The organism is Microbulbifer elongatus, assembly GCF_020524885.1.
In the GTDB taxonomy this organism is placed as follows: Bacteria; Pseudomonadota; Gammaproteobacteria; order Pseudomonadales; family Cellvibrionaceae; genus Microbulbifer; species Microbulbifer elongatus_A.
On the sequence record NZ_JAIVKJ010000002.1, the window covers coordinates 239080 to 260373 of the forward strand.

The 21294-nt window shown below is 58.8% G+C and carries 20 protein-coding genes; 7 read left to right on the forward strand and 13 right to left on the reverse strand.

The annotated features are described in order from the left end of the window. Nucleotides 1-24 precede the first annotated feature (24 nt). Complete coding sequence (locus LC059_RS08370) at nt 25-384, forward strand: hypothetical protein (RefSeq protein WP_226703395.1); 360 nt, start codon at nt 25-27, stop codon at nt 382-384. Nucleotides 385-474: 90 nt separating this feature from the next. Here LC059_RS08370 and phoR read toward each other — a convergent pair whose 3' ends face one another. The 4 genes from phoR to LC059_RS08390 all read right to left on the reverse strand — a co-directional run bounded on the left by phoR (nt 475) and on the right by LC059_RS08390 (nt 4208). Next, a complete protein-coding gene (gene phoR / locus LC059_RS08375; protein ID WP_226703396.1) occupies nt 475-1788 on the reverse strand; it encodes a phosphate regulon sensor histidine kinase PhoR in 1314 nt (437 codons plus the stop codon). Between the two features lie 58 nt (nt 1789-1846). Next, nucleotides 1847-2551, reverse strand: a complete 705-nt coding sequence (phoB, locus tag LC059_RS08380; protein ID WP_226703397.1) for a phosphate regulon transcriptional regulator PhoB — start codon at nt 2549-2551, stop codon at nt 1847-1849. A 136-nt stretch (nt 2552-2687) separates the two neighbouring features. Beyond that, nucleotides 2688-3569 (reverse strand): 4-hydroxybenzoate octaprenyltransferase, encoded by an 882-nt coding sequence (ubiA, locus tag LC059_RS08385; RefSeq protein ID WP_226703398.1) that lies wholly within the window; start codon nt 3567-3569, stop codon nt 2688-2690. Nucleotides 3570-3602: 33 nt separating this feature from the next. Continuing rightward, nucleotides 3603-4208: a chorismate--pyruvate lyase family protein gene (locus LC059_RS08390; RefSeq protein WP_226703399.1), complete on the reverse strand. Its 606-nt coding sequence runs from the start codon at nt 4206-4208 to the stop codon at nt 3603-3605. Between the two features lie 163 nt (nt 4209-4371). On the opposite strand from LC059_RS08390, the gene LC059_RS08395 reads away from it, so the two are divergent. After that, the gene (locus LC059_RS08395) at nt 4372-5682 is read left to right on the forward strand and encodes a dicarboxylate/amino acid:cation symporter (protein WP_226703400.1); all 1311 of its coding nucleotides are present in this window, start codon (nt 4372-4374) and stop codon (nt 5680-5682) included. A gap of 113 nt (nt 5683-5795) precedes the next feature. Here the strand turns inward: LC059_RS08395 and LC059_RS08400 are convergent, their stop codons facing one another. From LC059_RS08400 to LC059_RS08415, 4 genes are all read right to left on the reverse strand, one after another. After that, on the reverse strand, nt 5796-6470 hold the full coding sequence (locus LC059_RS08400) for a hypothetical protein (RefSeq protein ID WP_226703401.1): 675 nt from the start codon (nt 6468-6470) through the stop codon (nt 5796-5798). A gap of 297 nt (nt 6471-6767) precedes the next feature. Beyond that, entirely contained in the window at nt 6768-7442 is a 675-nt protein-coding gene (locus LC059_RS08405) for a hypothetical protein (protein ID WP_226703402.1), read from the reverse strand. A 267-nt stretch (nt 7443-7709) separates the two neighbouring features. Then, entirely contained in the window at nt 7710-9827 is a 2118-nt protein-coding gene (gene recG / locus LC059_RS08410; RefSeq protein ID WP_226703403.1) for an ATP-dependent DNA helicase RecG, read from the reverse strand. After that, on the reverse strand, nt 9824-10747 hold the full coding sequence (locus LC059_RS08415) for a hydrogen peroxide-inducible genes activator (RefSeq protein ID WP_226703404.1): 924 nt from the start codon (nt 10745-10747) through the stop codon (nt 9824-9826). The genes recG and LC059_RS08415 overlap by 4 nt, the downstream gene beginning before the upstream one ends. 236 nt (nt 10748-10983) lie before the next feature. On the opposite strand from LC059_RS08415, the gene LC059_RS08420 reads away from it, so the two are divergent. Beyond that, the gene (locus tag LC059_RS08420; RefSeq protein ID WP_226703405.1) at nt 10984-11241 is read left to right on the forward strand and encodes a GlsB/YeaQ/YmgE family stress response membrane protein; all 258 of its coding nucleotides are present in this window, start codon (nt 10984-10986) and stop codon (nt 11239-11241) included. Nucleotides 11242-11446: 205 nt separating this feature from the next. Next, nucleotides 11447-12325: an NAD-dependent epimerase/dehydratase family protein gene (locus LC059_RS08425; RefSeq protein ID WP_226703406.1), complete on the forward strand. Its 879-nt coding sequence runs from the start codon at nt 11447-11449 to the stop codon at nt 12323-12325. A gap of 73 nt (nt 12326-12398) precedes the next feature. Here LC059_RS08425 and LC059_RS08430 read toward each other — a convergent pair whose 3' ends face one another. The 5 genes from LC059_RS08430 to LC059_RS08450 all read right to left on the reverse strand — a co-directional run bounded on the left by LC059_RS08430 (nt 12399) and on the right by LC059_RS08450 (nt 17863). Next, a complete protein-coding gene (locus LC059_RS08430) occupies nt 12399-12782 on the reverse strand; it encodes a RidA family protein (protein WP_226703407.1) in 384 nt (127 codons plus the stop codon). A 244-nt stretch (nt 12783-13026) separates the two neighbouring features. Next, entirely contained in the window at nt 13027-15144 is a 2118-nt protein-coding gene (locus tag LC059_RS08435; RefSeq protein WP_226703408.1) for a RelA/SpoT family protein, read from the reverse strand. Between the two features lie 56 nt (nt 15145-15200). Continuing rightward, the gene (gene rpoZ, locus LC059_RS08440; RefSeq protein WP_181254876.1) at nt 15201-15464 is read right to left on the reverse strand and encodes a DNA-directed RNA polymerase subunit omega; all 264 of its coding nucleotides are present in this window, start codon (nt 15462-15464) and stop codon (nt 15201-15203) included. Between the two features lie 315 nt (nt 15465-15779). Beyond that, nucleotides 15780-16400 carry a guanylate kinase gene (gene gmk / locus LC059_RS08445; RefSeq protein ID WP_226703409.1) on the reverse strand — a complete coding sequence of 207 codons (621 nt, stop codon included), beginning with the start codon at nt 16398-16400 and terminating at the stop codon, nt 15780-15782. Nucleotides 16401-16618: 218 nt separating this feature from the next. Beyond that, complete coding sequence (locus tag LC059_RS08450; RefSeq protein WP_226703410.1) at nt 16619-17863, reverse strand: sterol desaturase family protein; 1245 nt, start codon at nt 17861-17863, stop codon at nt 16619-16621. A gap of 156 nt (nt 17864-18019) precedes the next feature. On the opposite strand from LC059_RS08450, the gene ahr reads away from it, so the two are divergent. The 3 genes from ahr to LC059_RS08465 all read left to right on the forward strand — a co-directional run bounded on the left by ahr (nt 18020) and on the right by LC059_RS08465 (nt 21241). Beyond that, nucleotides 18020-19027, forward strand: a complete 1008-nt coding sequence (gene ahr / locus LC059_RS08455; protein ID WP_226703411.1) for an NADPH-dependent aldehyde reductase Ahr — start codon at nt 18020-18022, stop codon at nt 19025-19027. Nucleotides 19028-19237: 210 nt separating this feature from the next. Next, on the forward strand, nt 19238-20872 hold the full coding sequence (locus LC059_RS08460; protein WP_226703412.1) for a hypothetical protein: 1635 nt from the start codon (nt 19238-19240) through the stop codon (nt 20870-20872). Next, on the forward strand, nt 20873-21241 hold the full coding sequence (locus LC059_RS08465) for a hypothetical protein (protein WP_226703413.1): 369 nt from the start codon (nt 20873-20875) through the stop codon (nt 21239-21241). Nucleotides 21242-21294 lie beyond the last annotated feature (53 nt).

Sequence of the window (21294 nt, forward strand, 5' to 3'; positions counted from 1 at the left end):
AAAGACGTAAAACAGGAGAGCACTATGCCCCCATGGTTTGAAACCACTCTCGCGATCCTCGCTGCTATTGCCGCGGTATTTTTCTTCGGCAAGTACCGCGAGACCAAAGCGGCATTGCACGAGTCCGAGCGGATGAAACACAAGTTGTCGAAAGACCTGAACCGCTATCGCGATGTACCCCAGCTGCGCGCCTTGCGTGACGGGCTTATTGGTGAGCGCAACCTGCCCGTAGACGATGAGGGGCGTGAGCACTTACTGATCCGCGACAGCGGGCGCAAGCTTGTGCATATCACTGTGCAGAAAACCGCAGAGCCGGTAACAGAAGATGCGGTGGTGAACTATTGTGCGGCTGGCGAAGAGCGCCGTCTGCAGGAACTGGAATAACGACATCCGCTTTTTTGTTTTTATCTGATCGGCGGCCCCGGTCCAACTCCTTTTTTGATTCCGTTATTTTGGCCCAGCCAGATTTCCTGCTCAGGCGGAGCTGGCGAGGGCCAGTTTCTGGGTGGGGAAATTGAGGGTAAAGGTGCTGCCGCGGCCGGGCACACTGGCAACGCTCATGTTGGCGCTGTGTCGTAACAGCACGTGTTTGACGATGGCCAGGCCCAGCCCGGTGCCGCCGCTCTCCCGCGAACGCCCGGCATCCACCCGGTAAAAGCGCTCGGTCAGACGCGGAATATGCAGCGGGTCGATACCGATGCCGGAGTCCTTCACCGAGTAGTGGCCGCCAGCGGAATCGATTTTCCAGCGCAGCTCGATAGGTCCGCCGTCGGGGCTGTATTTCACTGCGTTGAAGGCCAGGTTGGCGAAGGCGCTGTGTAGCTCGCCGGCATCCCCGGTAATGATGCTGTCGTCTTCACAGTGCACGGAAATTTCGTGGTGGCCGCTGCTCAGTGAGCGCGCTTCCCCGGCTACACGCTCCATCAGTTCGCGCACCGAAACCTTGTCGCGGCCGCTGTCCCGCTCGGATGTCTCCAGTCGCGCCAGCAACAACAGGTCGTTTACCAGGCTGGTCATTCGCACCGTCTGGTCGCTCATCTGTGCCAGCGGTCGACCCCAGTTCTGCGGAGCCTGACCGCTGAGTTGCAGGGTTTCCAGATAGCCGGCGATGACCGTCAGCGGTGTGCGCAGCTCGTGGGAGACATTCGCCACAAAATCCCTGCGCATCTGTTCCAGGTTGTGCAGGCGTGTAATATCCCGAACGATCACCAGCGCCTCATCCTGCCCGAAGCGGGTGACTTCCATCTGCAGAATACGCGAATCGTCTCCCGGTGCCGGCAAGGTGATCGGCTCCTGGGTTTTGTTGTTTCGCTCCAGCATGCGCTGGTACATGTGTTCGACAAAGCGCGGATCGCGCACAAAATTCACGATCGGTTGGCCGGCGTCGTCGGCCTGTAGGCGCAACATCTGCCCAGCGGCCGGGTTCCACCAGGCCAGGTTGCCTTCGTCTTCCAGCGCGACAATGCCCTCACGCAGCGCGCTGGTACTGTCCTGTACCCGCCGCAACATGGAGTGCAGTTTCTGTTTCTCCTTGCGGTGGCGGCGCTGTAGGCGGTAGAAATCGTCGGAAATATCACCCCACACGCCGAAGCTGGTCGGCGCGGGGCCACGGCGGCCGTTGGAGAGCCAGCGATCGAATTGACTCTGCTGATACAGCAGCCAGAACAGATAGGTGATTAGGCCGGCACAAAGTGCCAGCCACCAGTGATTGGTGGTAAAGCCGAAAATTGTGGTGCCGAGGGCGATAACGATAAAACGCGAGAACTCGCCAATACTGCGATCGAGCATGATGGTTGGGCCATCTTGTTTTGAGGGCTAGCAGCGCTAAATTCGATAGGTTGTTAGGTTACACCCTTTCTGCGGTCTGTACAGAAAAACGGTAGCCGGTCCCGCGCACGGTCTGGATGTAGCGCTCGTGGCCGTCCACAGTCAGCGCTTTGCGCAGGCGGCGGATATGTACGTCTACGGTGCGTTCTTCGACATACACGTTGCCGCCCCAGACGTGATCCAGCAACTGGGTGCGGGTATAGGCGCGCTCCTGGTGCGAGAGGAAAAAGGTCAGTAGCCGGAACTCCGTCGGCCCCATATCTACCGGGTTGCCATTGATCGTCACCCGGTGACTGATCGGGTCCAGCACCAGACCACCTGCTGTCAGAGGTTCTTCCGGCGTGCTCGGTCCCGCGCGACGCAGTACGGCCTTCAGGCGCGCGACCAGCTCACGGGGAGAAAATGGTTTGGTGATGTAATCGTCCGCACCGGTCTCCAGCCCTTTGATCTTATGGTCTTCCTCGCCTTTCGCGGTCAGCATAATGATTGGAATGGCAGCGGTCAGCTCATCCCGTTTCAGGCGGCGGGCCAGCTCGACTCCGGAGACATCCGGTAACATCCAGTCCAGCAGAATCAGGTCCGGCTTCTCATCGATGACCAGTGCGTGTGCCGCCTGGGCATTCTCCGCCTCCAGGCAGCGGTAATCCGCCATCTCCAGGGCTATTCGCAACATGTCCCTTACCGGGGCTTCGTCGTCGACGATGAGAATCGTTTTGTTGTGCATCTGCCTGCCGTACCCTAACTGATGAGCGTGTCACTCCGCTGACACTTCCTTCTTAGAGTGGCCATTTAACGTCACTTTGGTGACAAATATATGACAGGCGCCCGACGATCGCGAATCCGGCGCGGCCACTCGCCAGTCAGCTGGTCAGGAAATGGAAAAATAGTCCGCAAAAAACCGCCGCGCCGACCCAGTTATTGTTCAAAAACGCTTTAAAGCAGTTGTCCCGTTGCCGATCCCGCACCAGCCACTGCTGATAGCTGAACAGGCACGCTGCCGCGGCGACACCGCCGTAGTAGAGGGCGCCCAGCTCAACGCGACTGCCGAGCATCAGCAGCGCCAGAATCACCATCACCTGGAGGCTGGCGGTCATCACCCGGTCCATGTCCCCAAACAGGATTGCCGTGGATTTGACTCCGATCTTGAGGTCGTCGTCTCGGTCCACCATGGCGTAAAACGTATCGTAGGCCACCGTCCATAGCAGGTTGGCAGTGAACAGCAGCCAGGCAACTGCGGGCACCTCTCCGGTGACCGCGGCAAATGCCATGGGGATGCCCATGCTGAATGCCGCGCCCAGCACGACCTGTGGCAGATGGGTATAGCGTTTGGCGAAGGGGTAGCAGAAGGCCAGCGCGAGTGCCGGCAGTGACAGCAGGATGGTGAGCCTGTTGGTGGTCAGAACCAGCAAGAAGGCCAGCAGCATCAGCCCGGCGAACAGCAGCATGGCGCCTTTAGGTGTGGCGGCGCCGGTGGCCAGTGGACGCTGTTTGGTACGTTTTACGTGGCCGTCGATATTGCGGTCGGCGAAGTCGTTGACGGCGCAGCCGGCGGCGCGGGTCAGGATGACACCTAGGGTGAACACCACAAACAGGTGCAGTCCCGGCCAGCCGTTGGCGGCGATCCACAGTGCCCACCAGGTGGGCCAAAGTAAAAGCAGTGAGCCGATGGGTCTGTCCAGCCGCGCAAGTTGCCAGTACGGGAGTGCGGCGGGCCAGCGCTGCTGGATCTGTTGGCTGATCATGGCTTTTCTCTTGTGATACGCCGTGTGGTTTACTCAGGTCAGGGGCGGTTTATGTGGATTGAAACTGCTGAGAAAGGTCTCTGCAACCAGTAGCGGCTTGTCGTGCAGCCAGAAAGTGGAGCGGCGACCCCAGGCGCTGGGTTCGATGGCGTCCAGCTCGGTCTGTCGGCAGCGCGGGTTGCGCTCGAGACGGTTGAGAACGATAGGGCCTCGGCGGATGTCGGGCTGGCTGAACAGCAGTTCGCCCAGGGGTCGGTTGTCGAGGGTGCGCAGGTAGCGGGATTTGCCGGCGAGGGTACGCTCGGGCAGTACGCTGCGGGCGTAGACCCAGGGGTTTTCGTCACTGCCGTAGAGCAGAACTTCCCTCACCAGTGCGCGGGTTCTCTCTTTCAGGTTGAGGGCGCGGCGCTCTTCCAGGTGTGGTTGCTGCCAGCCCTGGCTGAGGATCTGTACGCTAAACTCGCCGTTGCTGAGGTGTTTGAGGGCGGCGGTAAGGGAGCCGGGGTGCAAAAGCCAGGGCAGCAGGCGCTCCGGGGGCGCGTGTCCGTGGAGACTCTCCAGCGGTTGCCAGTCGCCGATAGTCAGGAAGGGTGACTCGTAAGGTGAATGGTACTGGGACGGGTGCTGGGGGTGGTACAACGCAGACTCCGCGCAGGTTCAAATAGCCGCATTGTACCTGACCGGCGGCAGGGGGAAACCGGGGGATTTTTGCCCCGCTCCCGTGCTGCGGATATAGTGACGCTGAAAAATATCAGGTGGCGGTGCCGCTACCGGGTGCAGGTAGATAACAACAGGACAGACCATGGGGCTCACCAAAAAAATTGTACTGGCCATGATTGCGGGCATCGCAGTTGGCCTGATTTTTAATTTCCTCGATACCAGCCAGGTGCTGGGAGCTCGGGTGACCAGCTTTATAAACAGTTACCTGACCAATGGCCTGTTCGATATCGTCGGGCGGATTTTTATCGCGTCGCTGAAGCTGATGGTGGTACCGCTGGTACTGGTGTCGCTGATCTGTGGTGCCTGTGCGCTTTCCGAGGGCAGCCGGGTCGGGGTGCTGGCGGGCAAGACGGTGCTGCTGTACCTGGTTACGACCGCGGCAGCGATTTCGCTGGCACTGTTGCTGGCCATCGTGTTCCAGCCCGGGGTGGGTATGGAAGCGATTGCGGGGGACGCGAGTTTTGATCCGAAGCCGTCGCCACCGCTGTCAGAGGTGCTGGTGAACATCTTCCCCACCAACCCGGTGGATGCGATGGCCAAGGGCAATATGCTGCAGATCATCGTGTTTGCGCTGCTGATGGGCTATGCCATTTCCCGCAGTGGCAAGCCGGGCCAGCGCGTTGCAGGGTTTTTCAACGACCTGAATGAAGTGATCCTGCGCATGGTGAGTGTGCTGATGGTGTTTGCACCCTACGGTGTGTTTGCACTGCTGGCGAACAAGATTGCGCAGCTTGGCTTCGATACGATCCTGTTGCTGCTGAAATACTTCCTGGTGGTGCTGGGTGCGCTGTTGTTGCACGCCTTCGGTGTCTATTCGCTGCTGCTGAAGCTGCTTTCTGGCCTGAGCCCGCTGAAGCTGTTTAAGAAGATGCGCCCGGCGATGGTGTTTGCTTTCAGTACGGCGTCTTCTGCGGCCACCATACCGGTCACCCTGCAGACGGTGGAGAAGCGTCTGGGTGTAGATAACAAGGTGGCGTCGTTTACCGTTCCCCTGGGAGCCACCATCAATATGGATGGCACGGCGATCATGCAGGGGGTGGCTACGGTCTTCATCTCCCAGCTGTATGGTATCGAGATTGGCCTGATGGGCTACCTCACGGTAATCCTGACCGCGACCCTTGCCTCCATCGGTACTGCCGGGGTTCCCGGGGTTGGCCTGATCATGCTGGCAATGGTGCTGCAACAGGTCGGTTTGCCGCTTGAGGGTATCGCCATTGTGATGGGTGTGGATCGTCTGCTGGATATGGTGCGCACGGCGGTGAATATCACCGGGGACTCGGTGGTAAGTACCATTGTGGCGAAGAGTGAAGGCGCGCTGCATATGGATACCTTCAAAGACGACAACTACAACAGCGTGGTGGACAACGGTGAAGGTCGGCGGGCTACCTCCTGACCGGATTCGCATCGCGAAACAATAAGAACTAACAAGAAACGATAAACAGAAAAGGGCGAGCTGGTGACAGCTCGCCCTTTTTTTGTTGGTGTGGATCGCAACGATAGCGGGCGTCAGAGAGACGCCATTTCCCGCAATTGATCTGCTTCCAGATTGTCTTCCATCGTTTGCAGTAGCGCTTCCGCCAACTCGCTGAGTGCGTCCTTGATGGCTTCTTCCGTAGTGTCTTCGGTAGCGCGTCCGTCGTGATAGGTGCGCACCAGATACTTTTCCTGGATATCCAGCTCGCTGATATCGATACGCTGTTCGCGCAGGGGGGTACCACCGCGATTTGAAAGCGTGTAGCGGAACTCTCCGCTCAGGGCCACCTCGCCCTGTTCGATATCGTAGTCACCTTTCGGTTTCATGGAGCTCAGGTGTTTGATTACCTTGAGATCGAGGGCGTTCTGCAGGGTAAGCACGCCCTCACTTTCTACTAACGGTACTTTTTCGTCTTCGAGGTGTTCATAAAGCTCGCGCGCGAATTCACTGTGCAGGTGCTGGGTATAGTTGCGTACCGCCTGCTGCTTGAGTTCTGCGAGCCCGCCGCCACTGGTGGCCTGGGCAAGCATCAGCTGCAGGTTGCCACTGGAAACCGGCATCGGTACATCTAACTGGATATTGGAGGGCGCAATGACCAGGCTGGGGGTGTGCTCGTCACCTCCCCAAAACTGGGCCTTGGCCTGCGCGCACATACCAATACCCAGCAGACCGGCCAGGGCCAGTCGGCGTAACTTTGAAGTTCTCATTCATCTATTCCCTGTTTTCTTTTTTATACCGGGATATTCGTAAATCAGCGGCGAATGGGTTCGCTCTATATTTATGAAATTACTGTGACAGGCTGCCACTTATTAGAGCGGAGAGCAAAAAAATTCCGTGACCTGTGCGTCAGTAGCAGTCTTTTTTGTGAAATTGGTCTCGGCGTAGGCCGTTTTATTGAGGTAAGCGTCGACGGTTTGGCTGGGGAATCAGCAGGCGGGCTAAAAATGTGGTGACGGGGGGCCGGACCAGCCCCCTGAATGATCGCTGTTATTGCCAGGGGGAAATCAGCCCCGTCCGGAAAGCTCCCGCAGGCTGTCTGCTTCCAGGTCGTCTTCGACACGATCGATGATCCGCACCACCAGCTGATCGACCATTTTCTGAAGCTGCTCGTTAGTGTTGTCTTCCGCTTCCCCGTTGCCGAGGGGGGTTTTGATCTGGTACTTGCCTTTCAGACGCAGTTCGGCAATGTCCAGGCGCTGCTCTTTCAATACGCGTCCATCGGGGGCATTCAGCCGAAACCCGTAGCTGCCACTGGCGGTCAGGTTGCCGCGCTCCACCTCATAGCTTCCGCTGTTTTTCAGCCCACTCAACTGTTTCACCACGGAAATATCGATGCTGTTGTGCAGGGTCAGTGAGCTGTTGTCGGTAATCAGTGGCACATCCTCGTCGGTGAAGAATTCTCGCAGTGCAAAGTTCAGCTTCGCTCGCAACTGATCGCTGAAGGCGCTGATGGCTTTCTCGCGAGTGGCGCTGAGGCCCTCGTCGGAGGTTGCCTGTGCCAGCAGGGCATCGAAGTCGTTGCCCTCAAGGGGCGTGGGGATTTCTGCGGTAATTTCGGTGTGGGCGAGGGTGATATGGGGGGCGGGGGTATCGCTGCCACCAAACAGGCCCTGTGCCCATCCGGGGGTGGCGAGCAACAGCCCGATCAGGGCCAGTGTGTGCTTGATATGTCTGTTCAAGGGATCTTCCGTTGATGTTCGCTCTTGATGTTGGTGCGCCCTTTTGCGAGCCGCGGGGTGGCCGCAACTGCAGGTGCAATTAGCTCTCTTTAGTGAGGCTGCCACCGCGCGATCAGGAGTGCAAAATTATTAGTGACCGCCAGTGACCAATTGGTCTTGACAATGTAGGGCGCCACTTAAATTCGGGCAGCAGTTCGCAAATTCCTCGAGATGTCCGAAATTTCCGGGGGCCGGCTGCCCGGGGAGGTGCAAACCTGTGAAGCGTGCTCAGGCTTCGGCAAAGCGGGGTTTGTTGTGCAGCCAGCGGCGCACCAGCGCGGCCCGAGACTCTGCGGTGAGTTGCGGGGATGCGGCAATTTTCTGGACCTGTGGCAGAAGGTGGGCATCCCGTTGCAGGTCGGCAATGCGGTGCTGTATCTCGCCGGTCTGGCGGGTACCGAGGATTTCTCCTGGACCGCGCAGGCGAAGGTCCTCTTCGGCAATGGCGAATCCATCGGAATGACTGCGCAGGGCCTGCAGGCGCGCGCGACCATTGGCGGAAAGTGGTGTGGAGTACATCAAGACACAGTGGCTGGCGATACTACCCCTGCCGACGCGCCCCCTTAACTGGTGCAGCTGGGCGAGCCCCAGGCGCTCGGGGTTTTCGATGATCATCAGGCTGGCATTGGGCACGTCTACGCCGACCTCGATCACGGTCGTAGCCACCAGCAGGTCCACCTCGCCGGCCTTGAAAGCCTTCATTACCAGTTCCTTGGCGTCGGGCTTCATGCGCCCGTGGACCAGTGCCACGCGCACGCCGTCCAGGGTGTCTGCCAGCTCCGCTGCGGTAGACTCCGCGGCCTGAGCCTGCAGGGTCTCCGACTCCTCAATCAGGGTGCACACCCAATAGGCCTGGCGCCCTTCCCTCACCGCACTCTGCACTCGCTCCATCACGTCATAGCGGCGCTCATTGGAGATGGCTACGGTATTGATGGGCTGGCGTCCGGGGGGCAGTTCGTCGATCACCGAGCAGTCGAGGTCGGCAAAGGCGGACATGGCAAGGGTGCGGGGGATTGGGGTCGCGGTCATGATCAGCTGGTGGGGCTGTGTGCGCTGCTGTTTGCCAGGAGCTCCCTCCTGAGCGCCCTTCTCTCGCAACTGCAGGCGCTGGGCCACCCCGAAACGATGTTGCTCGTCGATGATCACCAGCGCCAGACGATGGAATTCCACCCCCTCTTGGAACAGGGCGTGGGTCCCTACAATCAGCTGTGCATCGCCGTTTTTGATCGCCTCCAGTTGCGCGCGACGCTCCGCCACTTTCATGCTGCCGGTTAGCCAGGCGACGCTGATGCCGAGGGGTTCCAGCCAACCGCAGAAGTTGATGCGGTGCTGCTCCGCGAGAATTTCCGTGGGCGCCATTACCGCACACTGAAAGCCAGCGCCGATAGCCTGTAGCGCGGCGCGCGCGGCCACCAGGGTTTTACCGGCGCCGACATCGCCCTGCAGCAGGCGCATCATGGGGGCTGAGCTGGCGAGGTCACTGGCAATTTCTTTGCCCACCCGTTGCTGCGCACCGGTGGGGGCAAAAGGCAGACGGGCGAGAAAGTCCCGTTCCAGAGCAGCGCTTGCCTGCAGTGGCGGCGCGGCAACCGCGGATGCGTTGCGGCGCAATTCCAGCAAGCTCAGGTGGTGGGCGAGAAGCTCTTCCACTGCCAGGCGTTGTTGTGCGGGGTGCTGCCCTTCGGCCAATTGTGACAGATCCGCGTCGGCCGGCGGCCGGTGCAGGTACATGAGGGCGCCTGCTAGTGGCATTTGAAGCGCGCGTGGCAATAACTCTGTGGGGAGCAGCTCGGTGACATTTCCCTCGGCCAGCCAGTCCAGCCCCTGGCCGATCAGCGCGCGCAGGCGCCCCTGTCCCAGACCTTCCGTGAGGGGATATATCGGTGTGAGCGTGTCCGCTACGGGAGAAATTCCTTCACCCAAAATCTCGGTTTCCGGGTGATAGAGTTCAATGCCGGCACTGCCCCGGCGGGCTTCGCCATAGCAACGTACCCGGGTGCCAGGTGCGAGGCGGTTTTTCTGTGCTGCGGTGAAATGAAAGAAACGCAGGGTGATGCTGCCGGTGCTGTCCTGCAGGCGCACTGCGAGGCTGCGGCGTCGCCCGAAGGCTACATCGGCGGCGCGCACCTCCCCCTCAATGACCGCGTCCATTCCGGGCCGAAGGCCCGCAAGGGGAATGACTCTGGTGCGATCCTGGTAGCGCGCAGGCAGGTGGAATAGCAGGTCCTGCAGGGAGCTGATGTGCAGTTTGGCGAGTGTTTCCGCCAGTTTTGCCCCTACCCCTTTCAGGGCGGTGACGGGGATTTCTGCCAGGGCTTTTTGGGGTTGTTTGTGTGTCTGCTTCACGGACTCTGAAGTTGGCACTGGTTAATAGCGTCGCGCAGCATATCGATTGCGCGGTGTCTCGGAAAGCTGGCGCGCCATGCCAGTGCTACGGTGCGTTGCGGGGCTGGGGCCACAAACGGGCGGGTGACCAGCACGCCGGTAGCGTATTGGGAGGCGGCGGCCGCAGACAGTGGCAGCACGGTAATGCCAAGACGCGAGGCAACCATATGGCGCAGGGTTTCCAGGGAGCTGCCGTCCGCGGCGGTGCGAATATGCCCGCTGCCGGCTTCTTTCTCGATGGACTGCTGCAGTTGCGGGCAGGCTTCCAGAACCTGGTCGCGGAAACAGTGACCTTCGCCCAGTAGCAGCACATTGTCCTCGCACAACTGGTCTGGTGTCAGTGCCTCGTATTGCGCGAGCGGGTGGTCCGAAGGCATCAGTACCACAAACGGTTCGTCGTACAGGGGCTGGGTAACCACGTCTGGCTCGGTAAACGGCAGCGCGAGGATCACAGCATCCAGCTCGCCCTTGCGCAGGCGCGCACGCAGGGTGGAGGTGTAGCCCTCCTCCACGTACAGCGGCATCTGCGGTGCGCGCTGTTGCAACTGGGGAATAAAGTGCGGGAACAGATAGGGGCCGATGGTGAAGATGGCACCCACCGACAGCGGGCTGCTCAGCTGGTCCTTGCCGGCACTGGCGATGTCTTTGATCGCCGCGGATTGCTCAAGCACCAGCTGTGCTTGCGCCACAATGCGTTCACCCAGCGGGGTAGCCTGCACCCGGGTTTTCGAGCGCTCGAACAGCGCCACGCCCAACTCTTTTTCGAGCTTTTTCACGGCGATGGAAAGGGTCGGCTGACTGACAAAACAGCGCTCGGCGGCGCGGCCAAAGTGCTGTTCCTGGGCCAGGGTGACGATGTAGCGCAATTCGTTCAGTGTCATGGCAAACGCAATTAGAAAAAACTTGGCGATAGAGTTTATTCATAAACACCCCCGGGCGGCCAGTAAAACTGGGGATACCGCGTATGAATGTCTCAATCCGACAAAAAATGCTATTAACAAGGCTTATAGTTAGTAAAATTTGCTATTAACATGCCGGCGCAGGCGGTGGTGTGGCGCTTTTTTTGCTATACGTGTAAGGGCAAGTGTTCAAAACATGCAAAGCGGAGAAACGCTCTATGGGTATCTTGTCTTGGATTATTCTTGGCCTGATTGCAGGTGCACTGGCCAAATGGATCATGCCCGGCCCAGATCCGGGTGGCTGGATCGTGACCATGGTTATCGGTATCGTCGGTGCGTTCATCGGCGGCTGGTTGGGCTCCCTGGTGGGTATTGGTGGTCCGGTCACCGGCTTTTCGCTCGGAGACATTCTCACCGCCGTGGTTGGTGCCGTCGTCCTGCTGTTTATTTACCGTATGGTGAAATCTCGCAGCTGACGTCGCCTGATTGCACTTCGGTTGCAGGGGCCCGCAGCTTCTGTGGGCCCTGTTCACAGAATATGGTTGGCAAACAGGTTATAAACACTGTTGCTGACTGATAATTCGCAGTAATTCATAAAACTTTTTGGACGCGATGCTTTTTTGTCCGGGCATCGTGTATTGTGGGGCCAGTTGCGGTACCCGGGGGTTGACTCGAGCAGTTATGGCAAAGGAAAAAGTCTGGATCTTCGGTTGTGGCGATCTGGGGACTCGTCTGGCATTGAAGCTGGATCGCAAGGCATACGATGTATTTGGTGTGCGACGCAATCCACTGCAGGCACTTTCGCGCAAGCGCCGTGCAGACGTGGTCAACTGGCGCCGCGGCGATGCCACCAAACTCGAAGACATCCAGCGGCATCTCAGTAACGGTGCCGATATTGTCATAGCCACCTTCACGCCCGGGGCGAGTACGCCTCAGGCCTACCAGCGCGCCTACGTCGAAACCGCCTCCACCCTGCGTGATGCCCTGGCGGCCATGGAAAAACCTCCTCGCCTGTTGCTGTGGATATCCTCAACCCGTGTCTATGGCCAAAGTGGCGACCAGTGGCTGGATGAGCGCTCTCAGCCCCTGCCCGGCAGTTACCAGGGCGAAGCCTTGCTCGCTGCAGAAAAGATTATTCAATCCTCGGCTACAGAATCCTGCGTGGTGCGATTTGCGGGCATTTATGGCCCGGGGCGTGATCGCCTACTGTCTCAGGTGCGCGCCGGCCGCTGCGCACCGCCCTCTCCACCGCAATTCAGCAACCGCATTCATGTGGACGATGCCGTCGGGTTCCTGGCGCACCTGATCGAGGGGCAGAAGAAGGGAATGCCGCTGGAGAAGCTGTATATCGGTGCGGACTGCACGCCGGTGCCGATGTATGAATTGCAGAGCTGGCTGGCCAAGTCGATGGGATACACCAGCGCACATCTGCGCGAGGAAGTGGCTACCAGCGAGCGCCGCTCCAAGAAAATGAGCAACAAGCGCATGCTGGATAGCGGTTATGAAATGCTGTACCCCGACTACCGCGCTGGCTACAGCACCCTGCTGGAAAACGACTGAACAGCAAAAGCCGTTCTGTTCGCGCCGCCATTCACAGGCGGCGCCTTAGCAATCGGTGTAAGCAGTGACCCGCTTAAATCACCAACACCCCTTCAGCTTCAAACTGAGCACCTTTGGGTAACTGGCTCACGCCTACAGCAGCGCGGGCCGGAAATGGCTTGGTAAACATCTCCTCCATCACTTCGTTAACGATGGCGAAGTTGCTCAGGTCGGTCAGGTAAAGATTCAATTTCACCAGATCATCGAGGCTACCATTGGCTGCTTCACAGACCGCCTGCAGGTTCTTGAACACCTGTACCGCTTGCTCGCGAAAATCGTCGGAAACCAGTTCCATTGTTTCCGGTACCAGAGGAATCTGGCCAGAAAGGTAAATGGTGTTGTCCACTTTCACGGCTTGCGAGTAGCTGCCGATTGCAGCCGGTGCCTTATCGGTTTTTATCACGGCGCGATTGGGCATGGTTACTTCTCTCCGGGCCTGATACGGCCTGCTTACTGAAAAAGAAAGCGGGAGAATATAGCGCGGTTTTCGGAGTTTGGGGAGCGGCGGCAAGGGCGCATTAACGATATGCGGAGCCTGTCCACAATCTGGAAATTTTCCAGCAAAACCCTATCGGCTTTCACTGTATTGTCGAAATTTGCGTCCGCAAAAACATCGGGGTCAGAACGATCGATGAGACGGGACGCGGTATGTCGCTGTTGGATCAGGGACGGGCGATCTTGATAACGGCCGGCAGGTTGCGCAGGCGCTTCATGACCTGAGCCAGGTGCACACGATTGGTCACTTCCAGGGTCAGCGCAATCACGCTGTGTTGCGCATCTTTCTCGTCCACGTGTATCTGTTCGATGCTGGCGCCCTCTTCTGTGATGCGGGTGGCCAGGCGAGCAATGATGCCGCGCTCGGATTCCACCTCCACCCGCACATCGCCGAGGAACTCGCCTTTCACGTCTGGGGACCAGGCTACCGCCATGATGTTCTCCGGGTGTTCCCGCAGTTCCGCCGCATTGCGGCAGGTATCCCGGTGTACCACCACACCCTTGCCGGAGCTGATATGCCCCATGATGGCATCGCCGGGAATTGGCCGGCAGCAGCGCGCGAAGCTGATCATCATGCCCTCCTGGGCGTCGATGGTCAGCGGTGACGAGATATTGCTCGCCTCGGTTTCCACAGTACCCGGAGGTATCAACAGCTTTGCCGCAGAGAATGCCGCGCGGTTGCCGAGGCCAATCTCTTCCAGCAGGTTGTCAAAGCTCTCGCACCGGGCCTCTTTTACGCCGCGCTGAATCTGCGCCTCGTCCAGCTCAGATATTTTCAGGTGGAATTTGACCAGCGCCTTTTCCAGCAACCGGCGTCCCAGTTCAATGGAGTCGTGATGACGCTGGTGTTTCAGGTAATGACGAATCGCGCTACGCGCTTTCGCGGTGACCACAAAATTGAGCCAGTTTGGATTTGGCTGCACATTCTTGCTGGTAAGGATTTCGACCTTCTGACCGCTTTCCAGCGGTTGCGACAGCGGCGCCAGCCGCTGGTTGATGCGCACCGCCACACAGGAGTTGCCCACGTCGGTGTGTACCGAATAGGCGAAATCCACCGCAGTGGCACCTGCCGGCAAGTCGATAATCTTGCCCTTGGGGGTAAATACGTAAACCTCGTCCGGGAACAGATCGATCTTCACGTTTTCGATAAATTCCAGCGAGTCGCCGGCGCGCTGCTGCATCTCCAGCAGGCCTTGCACCCAGCGGCGCGCGCGCACCTGGCTGGTGCCGCCGGTGTTCAGTACTTCATCTCCGGATGACTTGTACAGCCAGTGGGCGGCGATACCGCTGTTGGCCATCTCGTCCATTTCCTTGGTGCGGATCTGCACCTCGATCGGCACCCCGTGCATACCGAGCAATACGGTGTGCAGGGACTGGTAGCCGTTGGATTTCGGGATGGCGATATAGTCTTTGAATTCGCTGATCACCGGCTTGTACAGGTTGTGGATAACCCCGAAGGTCCGGTAACAGGTGTCCACGCTGTCGACGATGATGCGGAAGGCGTAGACGTCCATGATTTCCCGGAACGACTTCTTCTTCGAGCGCATCTTCTGGTAAATGCTGTACAGGTGTTTTTCGCGGCCGATTACCAGCGCGTCGATATTTTCCCGGTCCAGGCGAAGCTCGATGGCATTCTGGATCTTCTCCAGCAGCTCTTTGCGATTGCCTCTGGCGGCCACCAGCGCTGCGCGCAAGCGGCTGGCGCGCAGTGGATAAATCGCAAAAAAGGCCCGGTCTTCAAATTCGATCCGCACATCGTTCATGCCCAGGCGGTTGGCAATAGGTGCGTAGATTTCCAGGGTCTCGCGGGCGATACGCGCGCGCTTTTCCGGCTTCAGTGAACCGAGGGTGCGCATGTTGTGCAGGCGGTCGGCGAGCTTCACCAGGATCACGCGGATATCCCGCGCCATCGCCAGGGCCATTTTCTGGAAGTTTTCCGCCTGCTTTTCCGCCGGGCTGTCGGTCTCGAACTGGGTCAGCTTGGAGACGCCGTCCACCAGATCCGCGATTTCCTCGCCAAACTGTTCCGCCAGCGCCGCTTTTGGGATGCCGGTGTCTTCGATGACGTCGTGGAGCATGGCCGCGGCCAGGCTCTGGGCGTCCATATGCATGCCGGCCAGGACGGTGGCAACCGCGAGGGGATGGGTGATATAGGGCTCGCCCGAACGCCGTTTCTGGCCCTCGTGGGCCTGTTCCGCATAAAAGTATGCGCGGCGGACGAACTGGATCTGATCGGGAGGAAGGTAGGACGAGAGGCGATGGGCCAGACTGTCTATGGTGTGCAAAGCCGCGCTCGCCTCTTAAATTTCCAGCAGTTCCTGAATCTGTCGATCAACCGGGATTACATATCCTGTTCGGACAGGAATACCGGCGCAGGTGCGGAGTGCTGTACCGGCTCTTCTTCCGGCTCGTCCAGGATGCTGGCATCAACGAAGCCTTCTTCGATCTCGCGCAGGGCGATTACGGTGGGCTTGTCGTTTTCTTCCGCAACCATCGGGTCGCGGCCGCCGGTGGCGATCTGGCGGGCGCGCTTGCTGCCCACAATTACCAGCTCAAAGCGGTTGTCTACGTGGTCGAGGCAATCTTCAACGGTAATACGTGCCATAAATCTTCTGTTCCAGTGTGTAAGTTCGCCCGGCTGGGCGAGGATTGGCAAATTCTGTTGTCTGAGCGGTCAGTACCTGCACAGACGGGGACCCTCTATTCTACCGGACCGCGCGGTGTACGCAAATCGAACAGTGGCTTAACGCGCTCGAACTGAGATGCGAAGGTGGTGATACCGGGTATGGGTTTGTGAGACCGTCTGCGGCCAGGACGGCCGCAGCCGAGCCCCCATGGATGGGTTAACGGGGGGGCGCCTAGCCCGTGTCTCACGAACCCATACCCGGTAGCGCCACCGCCACAGGGTCTGTTCAGGCCTTTACTGGCTGCGAAGCAACGATTGCAGCAAGGCGCTGTGTTGCTCCTGCTGCCGAGTCAGGCGCTGCCGCTCCGCCACCATAATGGCGCGTAGTTCATTCAGTGCGGTGGTGAAGTCGTCATTGATCACCAGGAAATCGGTCTCCACATAGTGGGACATTTCATCGATCGCCTGCGCCATGCGCTTGTCGATCACCGCCTGGTCGTCCTGGCCGCGCCCGGTCAGGCGCTCCAGTAGTGCCTGCTGGGACGGCGGCAGAATGAAAATTCCCACGGTCTCCGGCATCAGCTTGCGTACCTGTGCCGCGCCCTGCCAGTCGATCTCCAGGATCACATCGCGGCCGCTGGCGAGGGTTTCCTGCACCCAGGCTTTCGAGGTGCCGTAGAAGTTGTCGAACACCTGGGCGTGCTCCAGAAACGCATCCTGCCCGAGCATCGCCACGAACTCGTCGCGATCCACAAAATGATAGTTGATGCCCTCGATCTCACCGGGGCGCATGGGGCGGGTGGTGTGGGACACGGATACGGTGACCTGGGTGTCCGCCTCGATCAGCGCTTTGACGAGACTGGTTTTGCCGGCGCCGGAGGGCGCGGAGACCGTATAAAGAGTACCTGTAGACACGGCGAACCCTGCTGCTGTGTTGGTGAGTGAGAGTCGTGGGCGGGGATTATAACGAAAGGAAGACAGGCAGTCCCCCGGCCGGTGCTGGGGGCAAAGTGTTGGGCTTTTCCGGTCGGCCTGCCTCGGGGAGGCAGGCGTCCCGAACCCGGCCGGGAGTACCTGCGGAATCTCAACCCTTCGCCCTTGGGGAGGGCTCGGGCTACCGCGGATTCCAGTTGCTAATCGCGAACGTGGCTGACTGTAGCGTCTTTGCTGCCAAAAACCAACACCCACCAGACGAAACCGCTGGCCAGGCAGTAGCCAATGACCGGGAGCCAAATGGCCGCTGGCAGAACCGGGAGTGCCGCCGCCAGCAGTGCCAGGCGCGCGAGTTCCCAGTGTCGGCTGCGCAACTCGCCATCCAGAATGCGGCCATTGACCACCAGGCCGATCACCAGCATAAGCACCAGGACCGAGAGCACACCGTAGGAAAGATCGCTGGCACTTCCCAGTAGCGCGAGCGTAGCGCCAGAGAAGATCACGTGCTGGGTCAGTGCGTACCAGCGTTGGCCGCGGCTAATCTGCGGGTCAAAGCGGTGAAAGTCTTCGAGATCGCTACTCGGTACAGGCATTGCCGCCTCGGCATCTGCCGGTCGGTAGCCGGTGGCGCGGAACCACAAAGTAAGTTTTTCCTTCCAGCTTTTTGTGTAAAGCGCGTCCAGCCACATGCGCTTGAAGTGCTGCAAGTTGGCCGCGAGCGGGTCGAAGGTGTTCAGAGGTTTGCGCACGCCGTAGATACAGGGCTCGTCCTCGAGCTCTTCCTGGTAGGTGCCGAACAGGCGGTCCCACACAATCAGCACACCCCCGTAATTGCGGTCTACGTATACCTTGTTCTGGGCGTGATGCACCCGGTGGTTGGACGGAGTCACCAAGATCCACTCCATCCAGCGCACCTTGGGAAACTTCTGTGTGTGCACCCAGAACTGGTAGATCAGGTCGATGGCTCCGGCAGTGATCAGCACCTCTGGAGGCATGCCGATCAGCAGTAGTGGCAGGTAAAAAACCCAGCCCAGTGGCACCAGGTCACTGGACTGGCGCAGGGCGGTGGTGAGGTTGTAGTCCTCGCTCTGGTGGTGCACCAGATGTTCGGCCCAGAAAATATTGATCTCGTGACTGATACGGTGCTTCCAGTAGTAGCAGAAATCGTAGGCGATCACGGCAACGATCAGGTGCCAGGGATTTTCCAGCGACCAGTGGATCCCGAGGTTCTGGTAGGTAGGCTCCAGCCATTGATACAGCGGGATATACAGCAGCATCAGTATGCCGACTCTGACCAGCCCGAGAATACGACTCAGAATACCGGCGCCGAGACTGCCGATGGCGTCGTTCAGGCGGTAAAGGCCCCAGCCACGCCAGCGGTCGAGCGCCAGTTCGATCAGCACGGCGAGCAGGAAAAAGGGAATGGCGGCAGTGACTAGGCCCACGGGCACCTCGGAAATTGTCTATATGTTTTTGTTCTGACCTCCCGGGTAATGTTGCCACAGGCCGCGACGTGAACAATGTCCTGGGAGACCGGATTCCGAAATCCGTGAGCTTTTTGTCGACGTATCTGTACCAATAGTCATCCATCGGGAGTCAACATGATCAACGCCTACGCCGCCGACAGTGCCGGCGCCGAACTGAAACCTTTCAGCTACGACCCGGGTGAACTGCCGCCGGGGCAGGTGGAAATCGATGTCGAATACTGCGGTCTGTGCCACAGTGACCTGAGTGTGGTGAACGACGAATGGGGTATGACTGCCTTTCCGGTGGTCCCGGGCCATGAGGTCGTCGGTCGTTTGAGCGCGATGGGGGACGGCGTAACTCATCTCGAGAAAGGCCAGCGCGTCGGCCTTGGCTGGCATTCGGGATTCTGTGGGCATTGCGGCGAGTGCGATACCGGCAACCAGAATCTCTGCGCCGAGGCCCAGCCCACGATTATTGGCCACCACGGCGGCTTTGCCGACAAAGTGCGCGCCAGTGCAGACAGTGTGGTGCCGATTCCCGACGGCCTCGATCCCAAGGTAGTGGGCCCGATGTTCTGCGCAGGTATCACCGTGTATAACCCACTGGTGCAGTTCGGCATCAAGCCCAACAGCCGCGTCGCGGTTATCGGTATTGGCGGTCTTGGCCATCTGGCGCTTCAGTTCCTGAATGCCTGGGGTTGCGAGGTGACCGCTTTTACCTCGAGCGACAGCAAAAAACAGGAGGCGCAGGAGCTGGGGGCACATCACACCTTGAACAGCCGTGACCCGGCAGCACTGGAAGCCGCCGCCGGCAGCTTCGACCTGATTATTTCCACGGTCAATGTGAAGCTCGACTGGAATACCTATCTCACCACCCTCAAGCCCCGCGGTCGCCTGCATTTTGTCGGCGCCACCACTGCACCGTTGGATCTCAATGTCTTCAATCTGCTGATGGCCCAGCGCCAGGTTTCAGGCTCCCCGGTGGGAAGCCCGGCCACCATTGCCGATATGCTGGAATTCGCTGCGCGCCACAATATTGCGCCCAAGGTGGAGCATTTTCCGATGAGCAAGGTTAATGATGCGTTCAGGCGACTGGAGAGCGGTGAGGCGCGATACCGCATCGTGCTGGAAGCCGGCAAATAATGGCGAAGCCCAACCACCCGTAGTGAGACTGGCACGGGCGTACCTTTGTTGGCGCTTTCTGATGATTTCTGTTTTCGGTAGCATTTGACCCAACCACATGAACGGGACAGGGAAATGCCCTACTTTGATCTCAGCGACCGGCAGGGAAAGCGCTATCGCCTGACCGCAGATATCTGCTTTTCTGCCCCCTGGGTAGATCCGCACCAGCTTTTGCGTGCCGAAAATTTGCTTGCGAATACGGAAGCTCACCAGCTGTTTTTGGCCGAGCACCATTTTTTTGGTGTTGGTTCTGGTTCTGGTACCGGCGCCTACCCCTATTTGCACCGCGGTGCACCAGAGTCTTCCTGCACTCGGCCCGGCCTTTCGGTTGCCGCCCCGCCGGATTCCGGACAAATTTTGTTGGAAGCGATTCGCGCAGGTGAATTGAAGCTGGAGGCACTCGAGTCGGCGGTGCGCAGTCAACCCGTAGATGAGCGTAATGCCTTGCGGGTGAAAATCCGCCTGGCGCTCGCCGAGATCGTTGCTCAGGAGCGCGCGGAAGCCTCAGGTCACGCACAACTTATTGCAAGCGAGGCAGGGATAACACGAGGGCTCATCTACACCGGTGCCTTCTTCAACGGGTTGTGGGGCGCTGGTGTAGATTTCGCCCGGTGGCTCAAACAAGTCAATGATGTGGTAAATCCCACCCAGCGGATTTTGCGCAGCCTTCAGATCAGTATTCGTGCCGGCGAGCGCAGTAGCCAAACCGGTGAGAACTATCTGAAAGCCTTCGCCGCCGAACAGTTGACCGCAGAGAAGCGGCAGCTGGTGGAAGCACTTGGGTTTGATCCGTCCGGCATTACCCGCGCGCAATTCGATAACGCCCTGGAAATTGCCGATCTGATCTGGCAGGACCCGACACTGCAGGATGATATTCGCCGGTTTTCGGTGGATTACGTAAGGGCCCAGCACACGCTGGAATTGGCCGAGTTTTCCGGTGCAGCGGTATTTGAAGTGTTGTTTACCCTTGTGCTGGCAGCAGTAACGGCAGGTATTGGGGCGGCAGCTGGGGTCACTGGTCAAGCGCGCCACTTGGTCAGGTTCCGCAAAGTCGGAGACCTTCTAAAACGCTATGCGCGCGAAGTGGCCGAAGCTGCAAAGAGAAAACGCAGAACCGGCGTGGGTAGCGGTGCAGGAGCAAACGATTTCACAATATTGCCGCGGGATGAGGTAGTGGTCGAGACCAGAACCACCCCCGTGAATGATCCACCACAGGCCAAAGCCACACCTGAGAAGCGCACAGCGAAAGCGCCAGTAAACAACCGCTCAGAAACCCCTAAAAGGTCGAGACCGGAACCGGACAACTGGCAGACCTATAAAACCCACGGTGTTGTGCAAACACCTATGGCGAGCGAAGTCGGTAGGGAAATGGTTGCCGTGTTGGAGTCGCAGGGGATGTCTCGTACCCAGGCGGTGATGAAAGCCCAGGAATTCCTTGCGTCCGGAAGTGAGCTTCCGGTGAAAAAAACAAATAAAAAAGGGCAAAAGCTCTACAAATTGGTCCCCGCGGGAGAGGAGCCGGGACCATATTCTGCTTACTTTGCCGAGGCTCGGGATATCCATGGTTTTGAAGGCGTGAGTTACGACGAGATCACCGATGCCATTGGTATCCCGCTCGAAAGTCAGCAAACCCTGAAGTTTGATTTGATGGAAGTGGAAGCGTTGGAGGACGTCACCGTGTATCAATCTACCATAGCGCCGACGACGCAAAACGGATACTCCCAGCCTGGCGGGGGAAGGCAAACCTTGATTATTAACCGCACTAAATTTTCACAACCGAAAGCGACCGGCAGGAAGTTTCCCTAAATGAAAAAACTCGTTCGCATTGATCCGGCAAGCGGAAGGTTTATTGATATTGACCCCAAAAAGCTTGCGCGCGATGCCAAAAGCCTGGAGGCATTTGTGCTGAACAACATTGACCCCGCCAATGATGCGCTGGGCGTCTACTCGCACCTGTTGCCATTGTGTAAAGAAGTGGCTGATCAACAACGGAATACGTCCATTCCGCTGGAGGAGCTTCCACTGCGATATCCGTTTAGAGAGGGGCTGCTCCCCCCTGGGCTGGAAGTGCTGTACGCAGAATTTTCCGCAACAATTACTGGCACCCCCGTTGATGTCGTTCACATTGTTGATGTCAATGGCGTTCCTTGCGCAGAAGTGGAATTTGAGGATTGATCGTCGAGGAGTCCTATCAACTCCTGTGGGCGTCAAAATGTTGTTCGTTCGCG

Bases quoted from the DNA above. Each gene is read 5' to 3' on its own strand.
- LC059_RS08370 (WP_226703395.1), top strand. From the start codon at position 25: ATGCCCCCATGGTTTGAAACCACTCTCGCGATCCTCGCTGCTATTGCC.
- phoR (WP_226703396.1), bottom strand. From the start codon at position 1,788: ATGCTCGATCGCAGTATTGGCGAGTTCTCGCGTTTTATCGTTATCGCC.
- phoB (WP_226703397.1), bottom strand. From the start codon at position 2,551: ATGCACAACAAAACGATTCTCATCGTCGACGACGAAGCCCCGGTAAGG.
- ubiA (WP_226703398.1), bottom strand. From the start codon at position 3,569: ATGATCAGCCAACAGATCCAGCAGCGCTGGCCCGCCGCACTCCCGTAC.
- LC059_RS08395 (WP_226703400.1), top strand. From the start codon at position 4,372: ATGGGGCTCACCAAAAAAATTGTACTGGCCATGATTGCGGGCATCGCA.
- LC059_RS08400 (WP_226703401.1), bottom strand. From the start codon at position 6,470: ATGAGAACTTCAAAGTTACGCCGACTGGCCCTGGCCGGTCTGCTGGGT.
- LC059_RS08415 (WP_226703404.1), bottom strand. From the start codon at position 10,747: ATGACACTGAACGAATTGCGCTACATCGTCACCCTGGCCCAGGAACAG.
- LC059_RS08420 (WP_226703405.1), top strand. From the start codon at position 10,984: ATGGGTATCTTGTCTTGGATTATTCTTGGCCTGATTGCAGGTGCACTG.
- LC059_RS08425 (WP_226703406.1), top strand. From the start codon at position 11,447: ATGGCAAAGGAAAAAGTCTGGATCTTCGGTTGTGGCGATCTGGGGACT.
- LC059_RS08430 (WP_226703407.1), bottom strand. From the start codon at position 12,782: ATGCCCAATCGCGCCGTGATAAAAACCGATAAGGCACCGGCTGCAATC.
- rpoZ (WP_181254876.1), bottom strand. From the start codon at position 15,464: ATGGCACGTATTACCGTTGAAGATTGCCTCGACCACGTAGACAACCGC.
- ahr (WP_226703411.1), top strand. From the start codon at position 18,020: ATGATCAACGCCTACGCCGCCGACAGTGCCGGCGCCGAACTGAAACCT.
- LC059_RS08465 (WP_226703413.1), top strand. From the start codon at position 20,873: ATGAAAAAACTCGTTCGCATTGATCCGGCAAGCGGAAGGTTTATTGAT.